We start from the raw sequence: 17,348 nt of genomic DNA, 5'->3' as shown, positions 1-17,348 counted from the left end.
TTTGGCTAAAAAACCATAAACTTTTAAATGCTGATTCGTATTGCTAGCTCCATAGCTTGTATGTGAGTATTTGCCAGTAACTCCTGATGGCAATAACTACAGCCGTAGTTTACAGGAGTGTCCAATACTAACTTCAAATTGGCCACTTGATATATTCATTAACCTTATAAAAACATAGAATAAATCATTTGAATAGACTACATTGCTATTTGCTTACACCCTAGTTGGCAGAAGTGTAAATGGAACTTTTGTTAAAGAATCATAAAACCAAAATATAGCTTAATTAATTTAGCTGTTTTAAATAAGTAGCAAAGCCGCGACAAGTTTTTGTCGCAACAGTGTTGTATCATTTTGGATAACTATATTAAAAGTTGAAAGCTTAATTAACACTAAAAATATATAAAGGGAACACATATGGATTGGGGGTTAATGGGGCCAGAAAAGGTCATTTCTCAAAGACGAACACGAACGCTAGGTTTAAGCTCTATAGTACGTAAATTTAACGATTTAGCAGTACCTGGGTTAGGTGGGGTAAAATATGCCAAATCTGTTTTTCTGGCTTGTTTAGGTATTGATGTTGCTGAAAAAGTAAGGCAAACAGGTAAGCAAGTTACAAATATTCAAGTCACTAACGCTATCGAAGCACTTGCTTGCCATTTAGCATACTATACGAATGACTGGCGTGCGGATAATCGCCTAAGAGGCAGAACTAAATTAAATAGCCCTGTAGATTTAACCTATAAAACTTTCAGCAGCAATAACTTCTATGTGACTCAGCCCATGCGCATGAGCACAGTACAAGCATTACCAGGTTTAGGGTTCGTTGAGTCTAAAGGTGAACGATTCAATAGCTTTAGCTTAAGCCAGCAAGGTAGAGACTTTATAGATGCTGCTTCTATGGGTTATAAATGCCATAAATTAAATATTACAGCGTTTTTAGCAAGGTGGGTCAAAAACGAAAAGCAGCTGCCTTCCTCTGAAACATCAAGCCATAATGATTTACTTTATGTACTTTCTCCTATGGTACGTTTAGAGCAACATGCCTTAAATGTATTCACTCAAGCTTTATTGTCAGGTGAGCCTCAAAATGTCAGTAGGAGAAAAGGTATACTTGAGTGGACTAAGTCAAATGACCTTAGCAAATATGTTAATTGGACAAGGCCATCATTCATAGAAGAAACTCATTTCAATGACTTAAAAAGTGGCGCTTTGTTCTTTTCTCTAAGAAATAAATCATTAGATTTACTTAATGTGATTGAAGCCGAAATTGCGCCTTTAAACCCACCAAAGCTTGCCCTAACAGCACCTCTTTCAGAAGGTATTTGTAAAGCTGTTAATAAATTAAAAGTGGCTGCCAATGATTTTCTAAGTCTTGAACATGATCCAAGTGCAGGAAAACAAGCCAATCATTTTGCAAAACAATGTATGCAAAGTGATGATATTAGTGTTCTCAAGTCACTGTTAGAAAGGGATGAAGTTGTACTTCGCTGCAGAGGCAGTCATGTCCTTCCCGCTGCTGCATTTGGTAAGCCTGAAACTGTGAACTATGAAGAAATTGAAGACTCTTCACTATTTCCAAACCATATTTCGTTTCGAGTTTGGAATATGTACGCGCTTAATCAAGACTTTGAAAATAAACTGGAGCAATGGTTAGAGCCAGAAGGTGATAATGATGTGTAAGAAACTAGCGCCATCACTAGCGAGTTATTTTACCGCCCCAAAAAACTACAAAGGTGAATTTGGACTTGTAACAGGCTACTCCGCAGACGCTGATTTTTTTAATGATGCGTTAGAGAAGTTCACCCTAAATATGAAAGGGCAAAGGGCATATCAAGGTGATATTAGCCTTGCATTAATGCTCGACCCAAATCACGCACAAATTTCACCAATTACATGCCCTGGCTTACTGCATTTACCCTTCAAACATGATGCTAATAAACCTTTTAATTTATTACACAGCAAAGTTGCGCTATTAATATTTAAGGCAATCGATACTGACGTTCACTTTATTCGGTTAATTGTTTCAACAGGTAATTGGACTAAGCAAACACTTGAAGACAGTTTAGATCTTGTATGGTCTATTGATGTCAAACTTGATAACCAAGATGTTCAAGGTAATGCAGACATTGCAACCGCTTACCAGTTTCTGAACGATGTTATATCGTATTTCGATATCGCTATTTTGAGAAATAACGATACTAAAAAGAGGCTATCTAGCACCCATAAGAAATATGAAAAATTCAACAAACTGCTTGATGACATTAAAGTTGAAGAATACATAAAACCTAGATTTTTTGATAATCGCTCGGTATCACTACTTGATCAACTACCCACTTTAGTTAAGCACCATTGCAATGATAAAAAGCGTAATTATTTAACTTTAGGCTCAGGCTTTTATGAAGGTGGCTCAAGCAATGAAGTCCCAAGTGTTGTTGCTCTTGTCAAACAGCGCTTAAGTGATGAAAACTTGCTGACAAAACATGTAGAAAAAAGCATTGTAATTAATCAGCATGCTTGCCAAGCAGTTTCGAGTAGCTTACCTAGTTTGCAAAAAAATAATTGGCAAGTATTAAAGGCATATGATCCGCTATATCAAGATGGTTACATGCAGAGAAGCCTGCACGCAAAGTTTATTTTCAGTGCAAAAAGATCAGAAAACGAAGATGCGTGTAAAAGAGCATGGGTGTACTTAGGTTCAGGTAATTTAACAGCTCCAGGCTTTACTCAAAAAGCGTCCAAATTTGGAGGTAACTTAGAGGCTGGAGTAGTGTTCAATGTAAAAGGGACTACTTGGCATGGGGAGAAAAACCACCAAACCGCTTTGAGCTTAAAGTTACCTGTTTGCTTTGATAGCGAATATTTGATTGCTGAAACAGCTCAATTAAATGCCGGATGTGACATGCCTGAGCATGAAGCTGAACACATATCGCTGCCAATTACTTACTTTGTAGTTGAAGAACTTGAAAATGATACATACGCTCTAATACCAAACGCGCCATTTATAGAAGCCTTTAGTATTATATGCTTAGGAGCTGACAAGTTTACTTTAGAATCTGAAGAAAGGCTACTTTGGTCCGGAAAACCACCAAGGCAACTTACAGTTTCATGGCTAAATAATGGCACCATACACACAGCAGATATTCCTGTTATTGATGAGTATGGTCGAGTAGCAGCGACAGAACTCCCCGAGCTCGCAATTGATGATGCTTGGTATATGTTTAGCTCATTTCCACTGATGCCAAGCTCAGATGCACAAGGTGGTGAAGATAGTGTAGAAGAAGGCTTATCATTAGGCACTGCACTCGATGTTGAAATAGATAAAAGCTACTCAATCAACTCAATAATGACATTGATAGAGCTTATTGCTGAAAAGCAAACACACGTGCCAGAAAAAGACTGGTTGCAATGGTGTATTCGGTTAGAGCAAACATTTTCTCAACTAAAAAATAATTCAGCTTTTTTATTATTCAAAGAAATAGCTATTAACCCTCTTTCAGCGCTATGGCAGTCCCCGTTTAGACCTACTTATGCAGAATCAGCCGCCACTGAGTCAGGGGCTCAATATGAAAAAGCGCTAAAGCGAATCGAGCAAAAATTAGGGTTAGAAACATTAGCAAGATTAGGAAAACTGTAATGAACTTTAAAGGTTGGGAACAAGTTGCGAATATTATTACAAACTCCTTAGAGAGCAATGAAATGCTAAACGAGGGCCAAAAACTTAGTGTCAAAAACTTAATTAAAACACTGCCCAAGTCTGGCGCCATCATTGCCGATGAAGTAGGTATGGGTAAAACGCGTATTGCCGTTGAGCTTATTAATGCTGTAAAAAAAGCAGGTGGTCGAGTATTAGTTGTATTGCCTACAACACTCGGGTTTCAGTGGCAGAATGAGCTTGAAGACAGGAACAAATACTTAAAGCCAAAACCTATTATACGAAGCTTGTGGGGATTTCTTGACGCATATAAAGAAGAAGAAACCGCAGAAGCATGGGCAAATGAAAGTGTTGTGCTACTTTCACAGAATTTTGCTAACTGGCGACTAGGTGTTAATTCTAGAGCTGACCGCTGGGCATTATTACCTGAGATTTACGGTCAATACCATAAAGCTCATAATGGCAGTGTTCCTAGAGGTTATCATCAGCGTTCAGATTTAGTATCTTGGGAAGCTGAAGTATGTGCAAGAAACATAGTTAACTATGCCAGTAAGCTACCTAAAAAACATGTAATCAACAAAACCTTAAATGATGTGATTAATAATTTCAATTGGGGTATGAGTGGTTTTGATGGGGATGTTTTTTCAGCTGGCAGTGAGTATCGAACACTACTAGAAAAAGCAGTAGGTCTTGGGTTTGGAGCATTTGATTTAGTGGTAATAGACGAAGCTCACAAGAGTAGAGGCGAAACGAGTAGCTTAAGTACCATTTTAAATAATATCGTATTAAAAACTGAATCAGCCCGTAACCTTGCTATGACAGCGACACCTGTTGAGCTAGGCGTTGGACAGTGGGAAGATATGCTCAGCAGAATAGATCTGCCAAAAGAAAATCGAGATAAAATCCTAGAGATCGTTAAAGAATATGCGCAAGTAGTTTCTAAACTAAAGCAAACTTGGCGCTCAGATCCTGTTATTCGTCAGCAATTTAAAGAAACATCAACTAAATTTCAACAGGTTTTATCACCTTATTTGTTTCGAAGGGATAAGCGTCAAGATGACACCATAAAGGCCTTTCATAAGGTGTCGGGTTTACCTATAAATGCTTACCGTAAACAATTGCCCGTAAATGTAGAAATATCTGATCTTTCAACTGAGTGGAAAAAGATAGTCTGCGCAGTTGAAGGGCTTTCTGCATCATCTATAATGCAAACAGATTCAACATCTAAAAGAGCCAGACTAACATTATCAAATGGTCACGGCATCGCAGGCATAATCGACAAGTCAATTAACTCATCAATAGATGATGATATGTTAGAAATTGAGAGCGTTCCTTTACCAAGCAAAAAAGAACAAAGAGCTCAATGGTGGCAATCAATTATTGCTAATTCATATCAGTCTGGTGAAGAATCACTTTATAGCCATCCTGCAATTATTAAAGTCATTGAAGAGATTGAAAAAGACTTAAGTAAGAATCAAAAAGCCCTCGTTTTTGGTAAGATGACTAAACCAATGCGCGCGTTAGTAAACCTACTAAATGCCCGAGAAATGCTAAGATCACTTCAGCAAGAAAAGTATTGGCCCCAAAGTAAAATTCATACCTCAGCGGAAAATAGCGCTGAATCGGAAGAGTTAGCCGTTTTAGCTGCACTTAGGCAACTTAAACTTTCTTGGAGTATTGATGAAGTTAACCAAAAACTTGCAAAGCAATACAACCAACATGCTTACAAAGTTGATAAGGCAAAAAATACTCTAGTTGAACGTATTGAAGAAGCTAAGTCTATTTTTGATACAAGAAGCTCTGCATTATTTGATGCTTTTAAAGTAACTATCGATTCAACAGAGCCAGATCAAAAAACTAACCTTATAAGCTTTGCGAATGCGATTTTTGAGTTAATCGATAAAGAGGGCTTTGATTTTTCTGCACTTGAGCTTGCTCAAGGCTTTAAAGACTTAATGAATGTAGTAACAGCTAAAAATGAAGGTGATGAGAATGGAGATGGTGAATTAGATACAGAAGAAGCTAATAACCTATGGAAGGTCATCACTCAACGTGTTGCTAATGAGTTTGCTCATGTGCGCGGTGGTATGGCGCGCTTAATGTACGGCGGTACCGAAGCACATAGTCGAAGAGTTATGCAACTAGGCTTTAATCGCCAGAATAGCTTCCCTAAAGTGGTTGTCGCTCAATCAGTGGTAGGCCGTGAAGGTTTAAACTTACATCAGGCATGTAGAGTTGTTTATCTACTTCATCCAGAATGGAATCCGGGTGTTGTAGAACAGCAAATAGGTCGTGTAGATCGCCTTGGCTCAAGGTGGCAAAGAGAATTCGAAGCTAGTCAGTATGAAGAGAAAGAGCTGCCATTTATCGAAATTAAACCTGTTATTTTCAAAGGGACTTATGACGAATATAATTGGCAAGTACTGGACGCAAGGTGGGACGAGCTTCGTTCGCAGTTACATGGCGTGATTTTACCTGAATCAGAAAGAAGTAACGGTGACGAAATGTTATATGACGAGCTTTGTAAAGCGGCGCCAAATTTTACGCCGCTTGATGTTAAGTAACAGATTTGGGTTCAAGAGATACATTTTTTCGTTGGGTTTCGTTGCACTCTACCCAACCTACACTTTGTAAACCCCCGTTACATTCTGATTAAAAAAGCCGCACACTAACAATTAGTATGCGGCTTTAGTATTTCATTTTTAAAAGCGATTACTTGGTTAATAAATGCTTTTCAAAAAACTCGGCCATCATTGTATGGTAATGCAAAGTGGTGCCTTTGCCTTCACGTAGGCTGTGTGAACGGTTTGGATATGAGAAAAACTCAAACTGTTTGTTGTGCTTAACGAGTTCGTCAATTAAACGCTCTGAGCCCTGGTAATGCACGTTGTCATCGCCGGTGCCGTGAATAAGCAATAGCTTACCGGTTAGGTTTTTAGCAAAGGTGATAGGCGAGGTGTTATCGTAACTTTCAGGATCGGTATTTGGATTACCCGCATAACGCTCTTGATAAATGGTGTCGTATAAACGTATATCCGGCACAGGTGCTGAGGCTATACCTACTTTAAATTTATCACCATGGCGGAACAATAAATTAAGCGTTGAGCTACCGCCCCCAGAGTGGCCCCACACGCCAACGCGGTCGGTGTCTATTACATCCCAACGTTTGGCCATGGCATCTAGGGCATCAACTTGATCTTGCACGGTGATTGAGCCGATTTTTTTGTAAATCGATTTGCGCCAATCACGGCCTTTGGGTGCGCGTGTACCACGGTTATCAACCGATGCCACAATAAACCCTTTTTGCGTTAATAATGATTTATACAAGTAGCTATTGCCCTCATAGCGATCTTGCACTGTTGAGCCCCACGGTTCGCCGTATACGTAAAAAACAATCGGGTATTTTTTACTTTTATCCATGTTCTCTGGGAACATAATGTAGCCGTCAAGCTCGGTACCATCCTGCGCATTCACTTTGAAGAATTCGTGACTTGGTAAGCTTTGCTCAGCGAGCTTTTCTTTTAGCTCTTTATTTTCAACTAAGGTTTTTACATTGCTGTGATCGCTCACTTTAATGATTTCTTTTGTTGGAGGGGTGCCAAATTTAGAGTAGCTGTGCATGGCCCATGAGGCATCTTTAGACATGTAATAGCTGTTTGAGCCGTCAAACTCTTCAGGGGTTACACGCACAGGTTTGCTGCTACCATCAAGTGGCGTACTGTATAAATAGCGCTGACCTGGGTTCTCTGGCGAGGCAATAAAATACATGACATTTTTTTCTTCATTGATAGTGAGCATATCAACAATATCGTAATCGCCTGGTGTTAGATCAATAATGGTTTTGCCATCGCGCGATACACGGTAAAGATGACGCCAGCCGTCACGTTCGCTGTGCCAAATAAAGAAGTCGCCGTCTTTTGACCAGTTGGCTTTGTAAAACCACTCAATAAAGGCATCGTCTTTATCTTCTAAAATTTTAGTCAGTTGCTGTTTTTGCCAGTCAAACAACCATACCTTGTTATGGCTTTGCGGGCGGTTTAAATCTTGGATCATTAGCTCACCCCCAGTACCTGCCCAGCTGATCCGTGGAATGTAGCGATCGCGATTATCACCTTCAAGTTCAGCCCAACGGGTTTGTTTATCTGCAAGGCTGACGACGCCCACGCGCACGGCTGAATTGGTTTCACCCGCTTTAGGATACGGAAATGTTTTGAGAGTAGGATAGAGTTCATCGGTGTTGTTGATCATAGTGAAAAATTTAACGTCACTGGTATCAAGCTGCCAATAAGCAATTGATTTGTTATCTGGGCTCCAACGAAAGCCATCCGCAATAGTGAACTCTTCTTCGTACACCCAATCAAAGTTGCCATTAACAATTGTGGAGCTGCCATCGGTTGTGAGTGCTGTTACATCGTGACTGCCAACCGCTTGCATATAAATATTGTTATCGCGCACATAAGCCACTTTTGAGCTATCAGGCGAGAACTTAGCAAACATGAGCTTAGTTGGTTCAACGTCTACGCCACCTAATTGTTGTAACTGGTTAGTCTCAAGGTTGAGTAACCAAAAGTCCCCGCGGCTGCGCGAGCGCCAAACTTGCTCGCTATTGGTAAATACCATGAGCCATTTACCATCTTTTGACCACTGGTAGCTTTCTATCGCTAATGGCTCTTCAGCACCTTCTGGGTGTAGTTTTTCAAACTCAACTAATACCTTACGGCCCGTGCCATCGGCATTGTAAAATACGATATCGTTACCTTTTACGCCGTGTTCTTTTTCATCATCAGCCTTTGCATTATCAGTGTTGTCTTTTTTATTTTTTTCGCTTTCTCGCTCTTCAAGCACGGTGTAGCCAGTGCCATCATCAAGCCATTTAAAGTAAGTGCTACGTTGTGCTTTAAAGTATTTATCTTTATAGATTTGCTCAAGGGTAAGTGGGTTACTTACTTGGCTCATAGCTGTATTCCCAGTGGTATTTTGCGTTACTGTGCAACCTGATAACGAAAGCCCGGCGAGTACCGACAGTACTAAAGCCGAGGATTTAAGTAGTTTCATGTGGAGATCCTAAAGTAAGGTAATACTTTTGTTATTGTTAAAGATGTCTTGCAATAAGCTTACTTTAGCAAACTTTCCCAGTTAATAGTTTATAGCTTATCGCAGAGATCTATCCATCCGCCTCAAGTATTGCATGCAATATACAAAGCTAGCAATTCTTTTTACTTAACAACCACACGAGCGCATTAGCAGGTTCAACGCCTTTAATACCATTTTCAATACGTTGGCACTTTAGTAACTGGAGAGTATAACCACAGTGATAATGAACAAACACTTCCTGGGCACTCACGCTGTAAGGTGTGCCATCTCGTTTAGATTGGTCATAGATGCAGCAAATTAGCAGTTGTGGTGCGTTACTGGTAATGTTTATTAAATGAGCCGTATATTTTTTGCGTAACTCGAAGGGCAGAGCAACTAAAGCTCCGCGGTCGTATATTGCATTAACTTCTCCTATTAACTGAGCCGTTAAAGCAAAAATATCCCCCACCCAAACAACCAAATTACTGGCCTTGTAAAGTTTTAGCTCACCATGGTGAGTGACTGTAGCTGTTAAACACAATGAATCAAACAGTTGTATGATTGCACTTTCGCTTAGTTCCACTCCCACAACATTAAACTTGTTCTCTAGTAGCCATGCTATATCGTTTGTCTTACCACATAAAGGCACAAACACTCGCCCATTTTGCTTTATGTTTAAGTTAGTAAAATAACGGTTTAAAAAAGGATTTACTTTTTGCTCATGAAAACCAATATCATTATCTTGCCATCGTTTTAGCCAGTAGTTAATTGACATAGTAATACCTCACATCAAAGTTAATAAAAGTGCGCTAACATAAAGGCCAACACCAAAAACACAATGTGATAAACAGCTTTTAACTCTCGCTAAAAAAGGCTTTTTAGCGTTACTTGCAGCAATACCTAAACCCAAGGCTGGTTGCATTATAAAAAAAGGAAAACACACAGTCAGAAGGCCAAAAAATAAAGCATGGAAAAGCTTTGGTGAGGAGAGCCAATCGCTGGGCACTAAAAGTAAGAAAACCAAGGCAAAAATAACTCCAATAAAATAATGTACACACCAACCTATTGAGCACTCTTTGTTTTGTGCTTCAGCTTGGCTAATTGACGCATGCTTAAACAGGCCATAACGCATTAAACTCACCCAGCGACCCACTAAGCAAAAGTTTAGCGACGATACTGCAAACACTTTTGCGAGTATTAAACTCCACACATCGAGCAATACAGTCGCTCCCACCCCAATAACAATCGCTGTAGTCCAATCAATACTTTCAAACATTAAAATAGCCTTGTCGCAAGAAAACCGAGCCCCAATGATATAAACTTACAAAAAAGTAAAATATAAAACTTTGATCAAGCTTAAATTGCAAAAGTGGAATTATGTTAGACGATATAGTGTTATTTGTGCACATAGTGCAACAAGGTGGCTTGTCTCAAGCGGGAGAGCATTTATCGCTACCTGCGGCAACCGTTACAAGGCGCTTACAACGACTCGAATCTAGGCTTGGGCAAAAGCTGCTGCATCGCTCTGCACGTCAATGCACACTGACTCAACAAGGAGAAGTGTATTACCAAAGCTATGTCAGTTTAGTTGAGCAATTTGAACAAACCAGCCATCAACTCAATCAGCAAAAAGAGCAACTAAGTGGTAAACTTAAAGTACTTGCACCACTTAATATTTGTCATGGTTTTTTAAGGCCAATGTGGTTGGCATTTACTAAAGCGTACCCTGATATTCAATTAGAGCTAATTTTGAGTAATCAGTTAGAAGATATAATAAAAAGCCAAGCCGATTTAGCACTACGTATAGGCCCCCAAGTTGACTCGTTATTACAACAAAAAAAGCTCGGACAAGCTGATTCTATTTTAGTGGCTACCCCAAGCTATTTAGCTAATAGCCCTAAATTAGAGGAGCCAAGCGACCTTAAACAACACCGTTTAATTGGTACAACACTGAGAAATAAATGGCCTCTCACCCACCTTTTTACGCGAGCAAGCTATACACATATGTGCCGTTTTAGCAGTATTTATAACGATACCGGCTTTGTGAAATATCAACTATGCGATCATCGAGGAGTTGGCTTACTGCCGCGCTTTGAAATTATAAACGAGCTTAAAACTGGGGAGTTAGTCAGGGTTTTACCTGCTTGGCAAAGTCTGCCAAGGGAGATTTTTGCTATTTGGCCAAGCGGTCGTTTACTTAGTAAAAAAGCGGTTTGTTTACGTGATTACATACATGAATTTATACAACAGCAGCTACTAGAGAGCTAAGTGTTTTTATGCCACTGATATTCCATTTGCTTTGCTGTAAGCTCTGCATGTTCTGGGCTTATTAACTGCTCAACTAGCGCCAGGCTCATATCAATTCCCGCAGAAATACCCCCAGAGGAGGTAAATGTACCTTGTGACAGCCAACGCTTATTTGCGATCACATTTAGGTTTGGAAACATATTAGCGAGATCGGCTTGATCTTCCCAATGTGTGGTAACCGTTAAACCGTCTAATAAACCTGCTTTTGCTAGTAAGAATGCTCCGGTGCACACTGATGCAACGTGCTTTGCTGAATCAGCTGTTTGTTTTATCCAACCAATTACTTGAGGTTTAGTTAATTCAGCAGTGTGAACGCCGCCAACCACTATGAGTAAATCTATTGCCGGATGATCAACAAAACTGTAATGGGGGTTTACAGTAAAACCACCGCGCGCCATAACCGGTTGAGCATGTTCAGCCACTAAAAATACCTGCCAGTTGTTATCAGCAAGTCGCTTAGCAGTGCTAAATACTTCAAAAGGGCCAGAAAAATCCAGCACTTCTGCATCATCGTAAATATAAATATTCATACTGAGTCCTGCTTATGAAAAGCTGAGATTAATCCAGCTCTAATTGCGCGCGTTCGACACTTTCTTTAGGTAATTCTTTTTGTACTGATACACCAAGCTCTTTAAATTCTGCCGCTTGTTTAATTAAGTTGCCTTTACCACGGTATAACTGAGAAAACGCTTTATCATAGCTTTCTTTGGCTTTATCTAACTGCTTACCAACACCTTCCATACTTGATAAAAACCCATTAAGTTTGCTGTAAAACTTTTCTGCACGATTTGCCAGCTCTTTTGAATATTTAGTTTGCTCTTCAAAACGCCATAACTGTTTTACAATATTTAAACTGGTTAGCAGGGTAGTGGGGGTTGCAACCAGTATATTTTGCTCTATCGCTTGTTGGTAAATATCACTTTGATATTTAAGTGCTTCAACAAATGCTGATTCTATCGGCACAAACATGATCACCACTTCTGGTGAGTTAAGCCCAGGAAGACGATCGTATGACTTACTGGCAAGTTCGTTAATTCGTGCTTTAACGGCTTCCACATGCTCTTTAATCGCTTGCTGCGCTTGCAGCTCATGATCTGCATTTACAAAGCGTGTGTAGGCATTTAACGATGTTTTAGCATCAATCACTAAGTGGCGGCCTTGGGGTAAATACACCACCACATCGGGGCGCAGGCGACCATCTTCTGTATTAAACGAAACCTCACGTTCATAATCTGTTCCAGCGCGAAGTCCTGCGCTGTCTAGCACGTTTTCAAGCATTAGCTCACCCCAATTACCTTGGGTTTTCTTTTGCCCTTGTAGCGCATTACTTAGCTTATCTGCTTGCTCCGTAACCGCTTGGCTTTTAGCTTGTAAATGCAGTAGCTCAATTTTAAGTGCTTCACGTTGCTTTGAGTCTTCAACATGAATAGATTCAAGCTTATCGCGAAACCCTTTTAACTCACCTTGTACAGGCTTAAGTAATTGCTCAATGCTTTCTTTATTGAGGGTCTTAAACTGTTTTGATTTATTTTCTAAAATTTGATTTGCTAGATTTTCGAACTCTTTTTTAAGCTGCTCTTTACTGTCATTAATGTGTTGCAGTTGCTGCTCAAAATGCATTTGCTTTTGTTCAAGCTCAGTACGAAGTGAGTTTAACTCGACATCACGGGCGTTGTACTCAAAGCGCAATGACGTTAAGTCAGCCTCCGCTTTTTGCCAATAATGATTATATTGTTGACTCTGTTTCTCTTGCTCAGTAAGGCGAGTTTTAAAGTATTGAGCTTCATCACGCTGCGCTAGATAGTCTTGCTCTAGCGACGCATGCTGGTCGAGTAAAGTGGTATAGTGGGATTGCTTGTCATTAAGCTGCGTTTGCAATAACGCCAGTTCTTGCTGTTGTGTGCCTAGTTGTTGTCGGTAAGATTTACGACGCACAGCGCTTATAACACTAAAAAGTACAGCGCTTGCAGCAAAGCCAACCCCAACACTCAACCAATCAATATTTGTAAGTAACTGTATATACATAAATAAACTTAATTAACCATAAGACAATTAATCATAGCGAATTACACGTGAGCAAGATAGTTGTTAAACAGCTTAGTCAAAGAAATGTCCAATAAAACAGTGTTTAAAGCGTAGAGGTTATTTAATTATTTTTTGAGGCATAAAAAAAGCCAACCTAGTTAATGGGCTGGCTGATTATTACTAAATTTAGTAACAAATTTGGGAAATCAACATGATGCATGTGCAAACTGCAATTTAACTACATGCCTAATAATAGACATTACCGATGAAAGTTAGTTCAAATAAATGTGATCTTTTTTAGGCATAAAAAAAACCAGCTCAATGTGAGCTGGTCAAAATTACTATAAATAAGTAACTAAATAGGGAAATCAACATGATGCATGTGCAAACTGCAATTTAACTACATGCCTAATAATAGACATTACCGGTGAAAGTTAGTTCAAATAAATCTGATCTTTTTTAGGCATAAAAAAACCAGCTCAATGTGAGCTGGTCAAAATTACTATAAATAAGTAACTAAATAGGGAAATCAACATGATGCATGTGCAAACTGCAATTTAACTACATGCCTAATAATAGACATTACCGATGAAAGTTAGTTCAAATAAATGTGATCTTTTTTAGGCATAAAAAAACCAGCTCAATGTGAGCTGGTCAAAATTACTATAAATAAGTAACTAAATAGGGAAATCAACATGATGCATGTGCAAACTGCAATTTAACTACACGCTTAATAATAGACATTACCGATGAAAGTTAGTTCAAATTGATTTGATCTTTTTAGACATAAAAAAGCCAGCCTAAAAATTGGCTGGCAAATTATTACTAAAATAAGTAACAAATATGGGAAATCAACATGATGTATGTATAAACTGCAATTTAACTACATACATAATAATAGACCGCGTTTATTTTGATCAGTTCAAAAAAATTGCACTATTTTATTAAACTCAACATTTGTTGCTCATCAAATCGGGTGAAGCTCATTGATTTATCGGTAAAAAGAGCATCAACGAGCGCTTGTTTTTCTTGCTGCATTTTATATACTTTTTGTTCTATCGAATTAGCCATAATAAGTTTATAAACAAATACCGGATTAGTTTGGCCAATACGATAAGCACGATCAGTAGCTTGCTTTTCAACGGCCGGGTTCCACCAAGGGTCAAAGTGAATTACGGTATCTGCTTGCGTTAAGTTAAGCCCTGTACCGCCAGCTTTCAAACTAATTAAAAAAACCGATGTTACGCCTTCGGTGAACTGCTCAATGACTTTATCACGATGTCGCGTTTGCCCAGTTAACAAGCTATAGGGAATAGCTTGGTTTTGCAGTTGCTCGGCAATAATATCCAGCACAGAAGTGAATTGGCTAAATATAATGATTTTTCTACCTTGTTCTAGCATTGTAGGAATATGCTGGCTTAACCAATTTAGCTTAGCGCTCTGAGCTGAAGTATTATTATCAATTAACTTAGGATGACAACATATCTGCCGCAGTTTTAATAATGCGTCTAGGAATGCGAGTTTACTTTTTTGTACACCTTGAGCAGCAAATAGGTTAACCATTTTTTCTTCGAGCGTATCTGTAATTGATTGGTACAATGCTTTTTGCTGTTCTTCAAATTCAAACTCTTTTATGAGTTCGGTTTTCGGCGGTAGCTCTTGGGCAACCTCTGCCTTAGTACGACGAAGAATAAATGGCATTATCAATGCTTTTAACTCATTTGCTCTTTGGGTATCTGAATCACGTTCTATGGGAAGCTGAAAATGACTCTTAAAATGTGCTTGCGAACCAAGTAACGAGCTCATTGCAAAATCAAGTAATGATTTAAGTTCAAATAAGTTATTTTCTATCGGTGTACCACTTAAGCACAATTTGAATGAGGCGTTTAATCGCTTTACTAATCGAGATATCTGGGCGCTGTCATTTTTAATATATTGGGCTTCATCAAGAACAATATTTTCAAAGTGAAGAGGCGTGTAGTAGGCAATATCCCTTTTTAATAAAGGATAGGTTGTAAGAATACAATCAGCCTGACCCAAGTGCTGCAATTGTTCAACACGCGCTGAACCAAAGATTGTGGTTACTTTTATATTGCTGGCAAATTTTCTCATTTCATTTTGCCAATTACTAACAAGACTGGTTGGGCATACTATTAAAGTAGGGCCTGATTGAAGGGTTTGTTTAGTAGTGGCTAAAAACGCAATGACTTGAAGAGTTTTGCCTAACCCCATGTCATCCGCTAATATGCCGCCTAGTTGATGACGCTTTAAAAAGTGTAGCCAGTTAACACCTTGCAGCTGATATTCACGCAGTTTCACTCCCTCATTTAAGTCCGGCTGCACGAGCATATAAGTTGAGTCTTCTGCTTTTAAGTCGTTAAGATAATTGTCTAAATTACTATCATTAATAGTCACATTGATACAATTGAGCTCGACGAGTTCCGGCAAGTAAGAAAGCGGGATAAGTAGTTCATCTCGCGTTTTTATAAACTCAAATCGCTGAATAAACTCACAAAGAAGTTTAAAAACTTGCTTCTCTATTACAGAAAAAGCTTTTCCTTGTTTAAAATAATAAAACAAGTCACTTTGACGATTTAATGATTGGTAATCGGGGTTATCATTAATTAGTAAACTAGCAGCTTTGTATTTTGAGATCATTATTTTACTAACAATTTGATGTCCTTTGCCACGTGTGATCTCTAGGTTGACGGGAACAAGTGATTTTTTTATACGTAAGTTTTTATCACAAACCTGCCATCCACGTTTACGTAAATTAGGTAGCACTTCAAATTTAAACCAATGTTGAAATGCATCTATTTGTTTATTGTATATAAACCTATTCTGTAAAGCCCCTTTACACACGTTAAAGCCAAGGTTAGTTAATTCGGTTAAAACCGTATTTTCAAGGGCTAAGTTGAGTAACTCTTTGGGAGCGGCATTAGGCGCAAAAGTAGCGCCTTGATAATTAAAACCAAGTGTTAAAGTGAGTTCCTTATTATCATTATTAACTTCTATTTCTGCAAAAGTATCTGCATGGCGCTTAACCTTTTTACCTTCTTTTTGTTGATAATGAGGAATAACGCCATCACCAAAGTTTGCGCTAATTTGTTTAAACACACGTTCAAAATTTGCTGTATGTACACCAGGCATCGATTTAATATGAGCAACCTCTTCGCCACTTAAAGGTGTGCGAATACGACCAACCTTAAGGGTATCGGTATCTAAATATGTTGGCGGCGTTGTTTTTATTAATAACCAAGAAGGCTTGTCATTAATAGTAGTATTGAGCTGAATTAAATCGTTTGATTGCCTCCAACTAAAATTAAGATCAACAGCGCTGTCTGGGCTAATAGCTTTACGAGAACGTCCAAAAAACAAACGACCAGTAGCAATTAATTGTTGTAATGCCGCGAAACCCCATTGCCCCTTTAATTCAAGATTACCTAATGCATTTTGTGAACGAATCCAACTGAAAAGCCTAAAATCAGTTTCAAGCAAATCTGCTGGAGTTACAAAACTATTTAGCTGTTGCTCAGTAAGACTTCGCCCTAAAGTGTACTGCTCATTATTTGAATAAGACGCTATTTTTGGCGTTAATATTAATTTATTCGCTTCAACCTCAAGCACAAACAATAATACATTTTTAGCACTTCGGTCATGCGTTTGCTTAATTGTGCTAAGTTCATCAAACCAATCGTTAATAATATAGTCTTGTCCGTACTCACCAGAATGATCAATTTTGAGTTTAAGTAATACGGCTGCTAAATGACGACAACTTGTTTTGGCTTTGCATGAGCAATGCCTTTCAACAGAAAAACCGCCATTGAATTTTTTTATCTCAATATGTTGAGTGAAAGTGCTACCTTCGTTACCAAACATAGACGCATCAATGATTGAAAAATCTTTATTGTGCTCTAAAAAATTGATCTGTCCGTTGGCTAAATACTCCTTAGCTTGATTAAGAACATGAGGCTTGAAAAGCTGTTTAATAAACCTTTCAGAAAGTGGAAATAAGGTTTCTTGTTCTTGTTTTATCTCTTCAAAAATAGCAAGAAGATCAGACTTTGATAAGTTAGCAGACATAACGCCCAAAGCAGTATGAATAAAAAGTAATTTTACCAGTATATGATTTATCGTCTGCCAGCTAAAGGCTTAATCGAATAAAACACACTGGTTGGAGTAGCTTAGTTGGTAAAAAATCGGTTTATCAACAAAATTGGGCAGAAAAAACAAAACCAATACAACTAAGCCACAAGATATATACAACTTAATAACAAGTAGGGGGGCTTAC

Annotated in this window: 10 protein-coding genes; 4 read left to right on the top strand and 6 right to left on the bottom strand. The window is 38.6% G+C overall.

Annotated elements, in window-relative coordinates:
• Nucleotides 1–414: 414 nt before the first annotated feature.
• The 3 genes from ACFI4Z_RS04530 to ACFI4Z_RS04520 are packed head-to-tail and all read left to right on the top strand — an operon-like array spanning nucleotide 415 to nucleotide 6,216.
• Nucleotides 415–1,680 carry a hypothetical protein gene (locus tag ACFI4Z_RS04530; protein WP_462669517.1) on the top strand — a complete coding sequence of 422 codons (1,266 nt, stop codon included), beginning with the start codon at nucleotides 415–417 and terminating at the stop codon, nucleotides 1,678–1,680.
• A complete protein-coding gene (locus ACFI4Z_RS04525; protein WP_462669516.1) occupies nucleotides 1,673–3,634 on the top strand; it encodes a hypothetical protein in 1,962 nt (653 codons plus the stop codon). Before ACFI4Z_RS04530 ends, ACFI4Z_RS04525 begins: the two co-directional genes overlap by 8 nt.
• On the top strand, nucleotides 3,634–6,216 hold the full coding sequence (locus tag ACFI4Z_RS04520) for a DEAD/DEAH box helicase family protein (protein ID WP_462669515.1): 2,583 nt from the start codon (nucleotides 3,634–3,636) through the stop codon (nucleotides 6,214–6,216). The genes ACFI4Z_RS04525 and ACFI4Z_RS04520 overlap by 1 nt, the downstream gene beginning before the upstream one ends.
• Nucleotides 6,217–6,364: 148 nt before the next feature.
• Here ACFI4Z_RS04520 and ACFI4Z_RS04515 read toward each other — a convergent pair whose 3' ends face one another.
• The 3 genes from ACFI4Z_RS04515 to ACFI4Z_RS04505 all read right to left on the bottom strand — a co-directional run bounded on the left by ACFI4Z_RS04515 (nucleotide 6,365) and on the right by ACFI4Z_RS04505 (nucleotide 10,001).
• On the bottom strand, nucleotides 6,365–8,707 hold the full coding sequence (locus ACFI4Z_RS04515) for a S9 family peptidase (protein ID WP_462669514.1): 2,343 nt from the start codon (nucleotides 8,705–8,707) through the stop codon (nucleotides 6,365–6,367).
• Nucleotides 8,708–8,855: 148 nt separating this feature from the next.
• Nucleotides 8,856–9,500 (bottom strand): thiopurine S-methyltransferase, encoded by a 645-nt coding sequence (gene tmpT / locus ACFI4Z_RS04510; protein WP_462669513.1) that lies wholly within the window; start codon nucleotides 9,498–9,500, stop codon nucleotides 8,856–8,858.
• 9 nt (nucleotides 9,501–9,509) lie between these two features.
• The gene (locus ACFI4Z_RS04505; protein ID WP_462669512.1) at nucleotides 9,510–10,001 is read right to left on the bottom strand and encodes a DUF2938 domain-containing protein; all 492 of its coding nucleotides are present in this window, start codon (nucleotides 9,999–10,001) and stop codon (nucleotides 9,510–9,512) included.
• Between the two features lie 101 nt (nucleotides 10,002–10,102).
• On the opposite strand from ACFI4Z_RS04505, the gene ACFI4Z_RS04500 reads away from it, so the two are divergent.
• A complete protein-coding gene (locus ACFI4Z_RS04500) occupies nucleotides 10,103–10,993 on the top strand; it encodes a LysR family transcriptional regulator (protein WP_462669511.1) in 891 nt (296 codons plus the stop codon).
• On the opposite strand, the gene ACFI4Z_RS04495 is transcribed toward ACFI4Z_RS04500, so the two are convergent.
• From ACFI4Z_RS04495 to ACFI4Z_RS04485, 3 genes are all read right to left on the bottom strand, one after another.
• The gene (locus ACFI4Z_RS04495) at nucleotides 10,990–11,562 is read right to left on the bottom strand and encodes a DJ-1/PfpI family protein (protein ID WP_462669510.1); all 573 of its coding nucleotides are present in this window, start codon (nucleotides 11,560–11,562) and stop codon (nucleotides 10,990–10,992) included. The genes ACFI4Z_RS04500 and ACFI4Z_RS04495 overlap by 4 nt on opposite strands.
• A gap of 28 nt (nucleotides 11,563–11,590) precedes the next feature.
• Nucleotides 11,591–13,057 carry a DNA recombination protein RmuC gene (locus ACFI4Z_RS04490; RefSeq protein WP_462669509.1) on the bottom strand — a complete coding sequence of 489 codons (1,467 nt, stop codon included), beginning with the start codon at nucleotides 13,055–13,057 and terminating at the stop codon, nucleotides 11,591–11,593.
• A gap of 936 nt (nucleotides 13,058–13,993) precedes the next feature.
• Nucleotides 13,994–17,140 (bottom strand): SNF2-related protein, encoded by a 3,147-nt coding sequence (locus ACFI4Z_RS04485; RefSeq protein WP_462669508.1) that lies wholly within the window; start codon nucleotides 17,138–17,140, stop codon nucleotides 13,994–13,996.
• Between the last annotated feature and the right edge of the window lie 208 nt (nucleotides 17,141–17,348).

This window comes from Pseudoalteromonas sp. RWi3, from assembly GCF_054960735.1.
Note: the sequence above shows the minus strand (reverse complement) of the source record. Positions and strands in the feature narration are given on the sequence as shown.

Bases quoted from the DNA above. Each gene is read 5' to 3' on its own strand.
- ACFI4Z_RS04530 (WP_462669517.1), top strand. From the start codon at position 415: ATGGATTGGGGGTTAATGGGGCCAGAAAAGGTCATTTCTCAAAGACGA.
- ACFI4Z_RS04525 (WP_462669516.1), top strand. From the start codon at position 1,673: ATGTGTAAGAAACTAGCGCCATCACTAGCGAGTTATTTTACCGCCCCA.
- ACFI4Z_RS04520 (WP_462669515.1), top strand. From the start codon at position 3,634: ATGAACTTTAAAGGTTGGGAACAAGTTGCGAATATTATTACAAACTCC.
- ACFI4Z_RS04515 (WP_462669514.1), bottom strand. From the start codon at position 8,707: ATGAAACTACTTAAATCCTCGGCTTTAGTACTGTCGGTACTCGCCGGG.
- tmpT (WP_462669513.1), bottom strand. From the start codon at position 9,500: ATGTCAATTAACTACTGGCTAAAACGATGGCAAGATAATGATATTGGT.
- ACFI4Z_RS04505 (WP_462669512.1), bottom strand. From the start codon at position 10,001: ATGTTTGAAAGTATTGATTGGACTACAGCGATTGTTATTGGGGTGGGA.
- ACFI4Z_RS04500 (WP_462669511.1), top strand. From the start codon at position 10,103: ATGTTAGACGATATAGTGTTATTTGTGCACATAGTGCAACAAGGTGGC.
- ACFI4Z_RS04495 (WP_462669510.1), bottom strand. From the start codon at position 11,562: ATGAATATTTATATTTACGATGATGCAGAAGTGCTGGATTTTTCTGGC.
- ACFI4Z_RS04490 (WP_462669509.1), bottom strand. From the start codon at position 13,057: ATGTATATACAGTTACTTACAAATATTGATTGGTTGAGTGTTGGGGTT.
- ACFI4Z_RS04485 (WP_462669508.1), bottom strand. From the start codon at position 17,140: ATGTCTGCTAACTTATCAAAGTCTGATCTTCTTGCTATTTTTGAAGAG.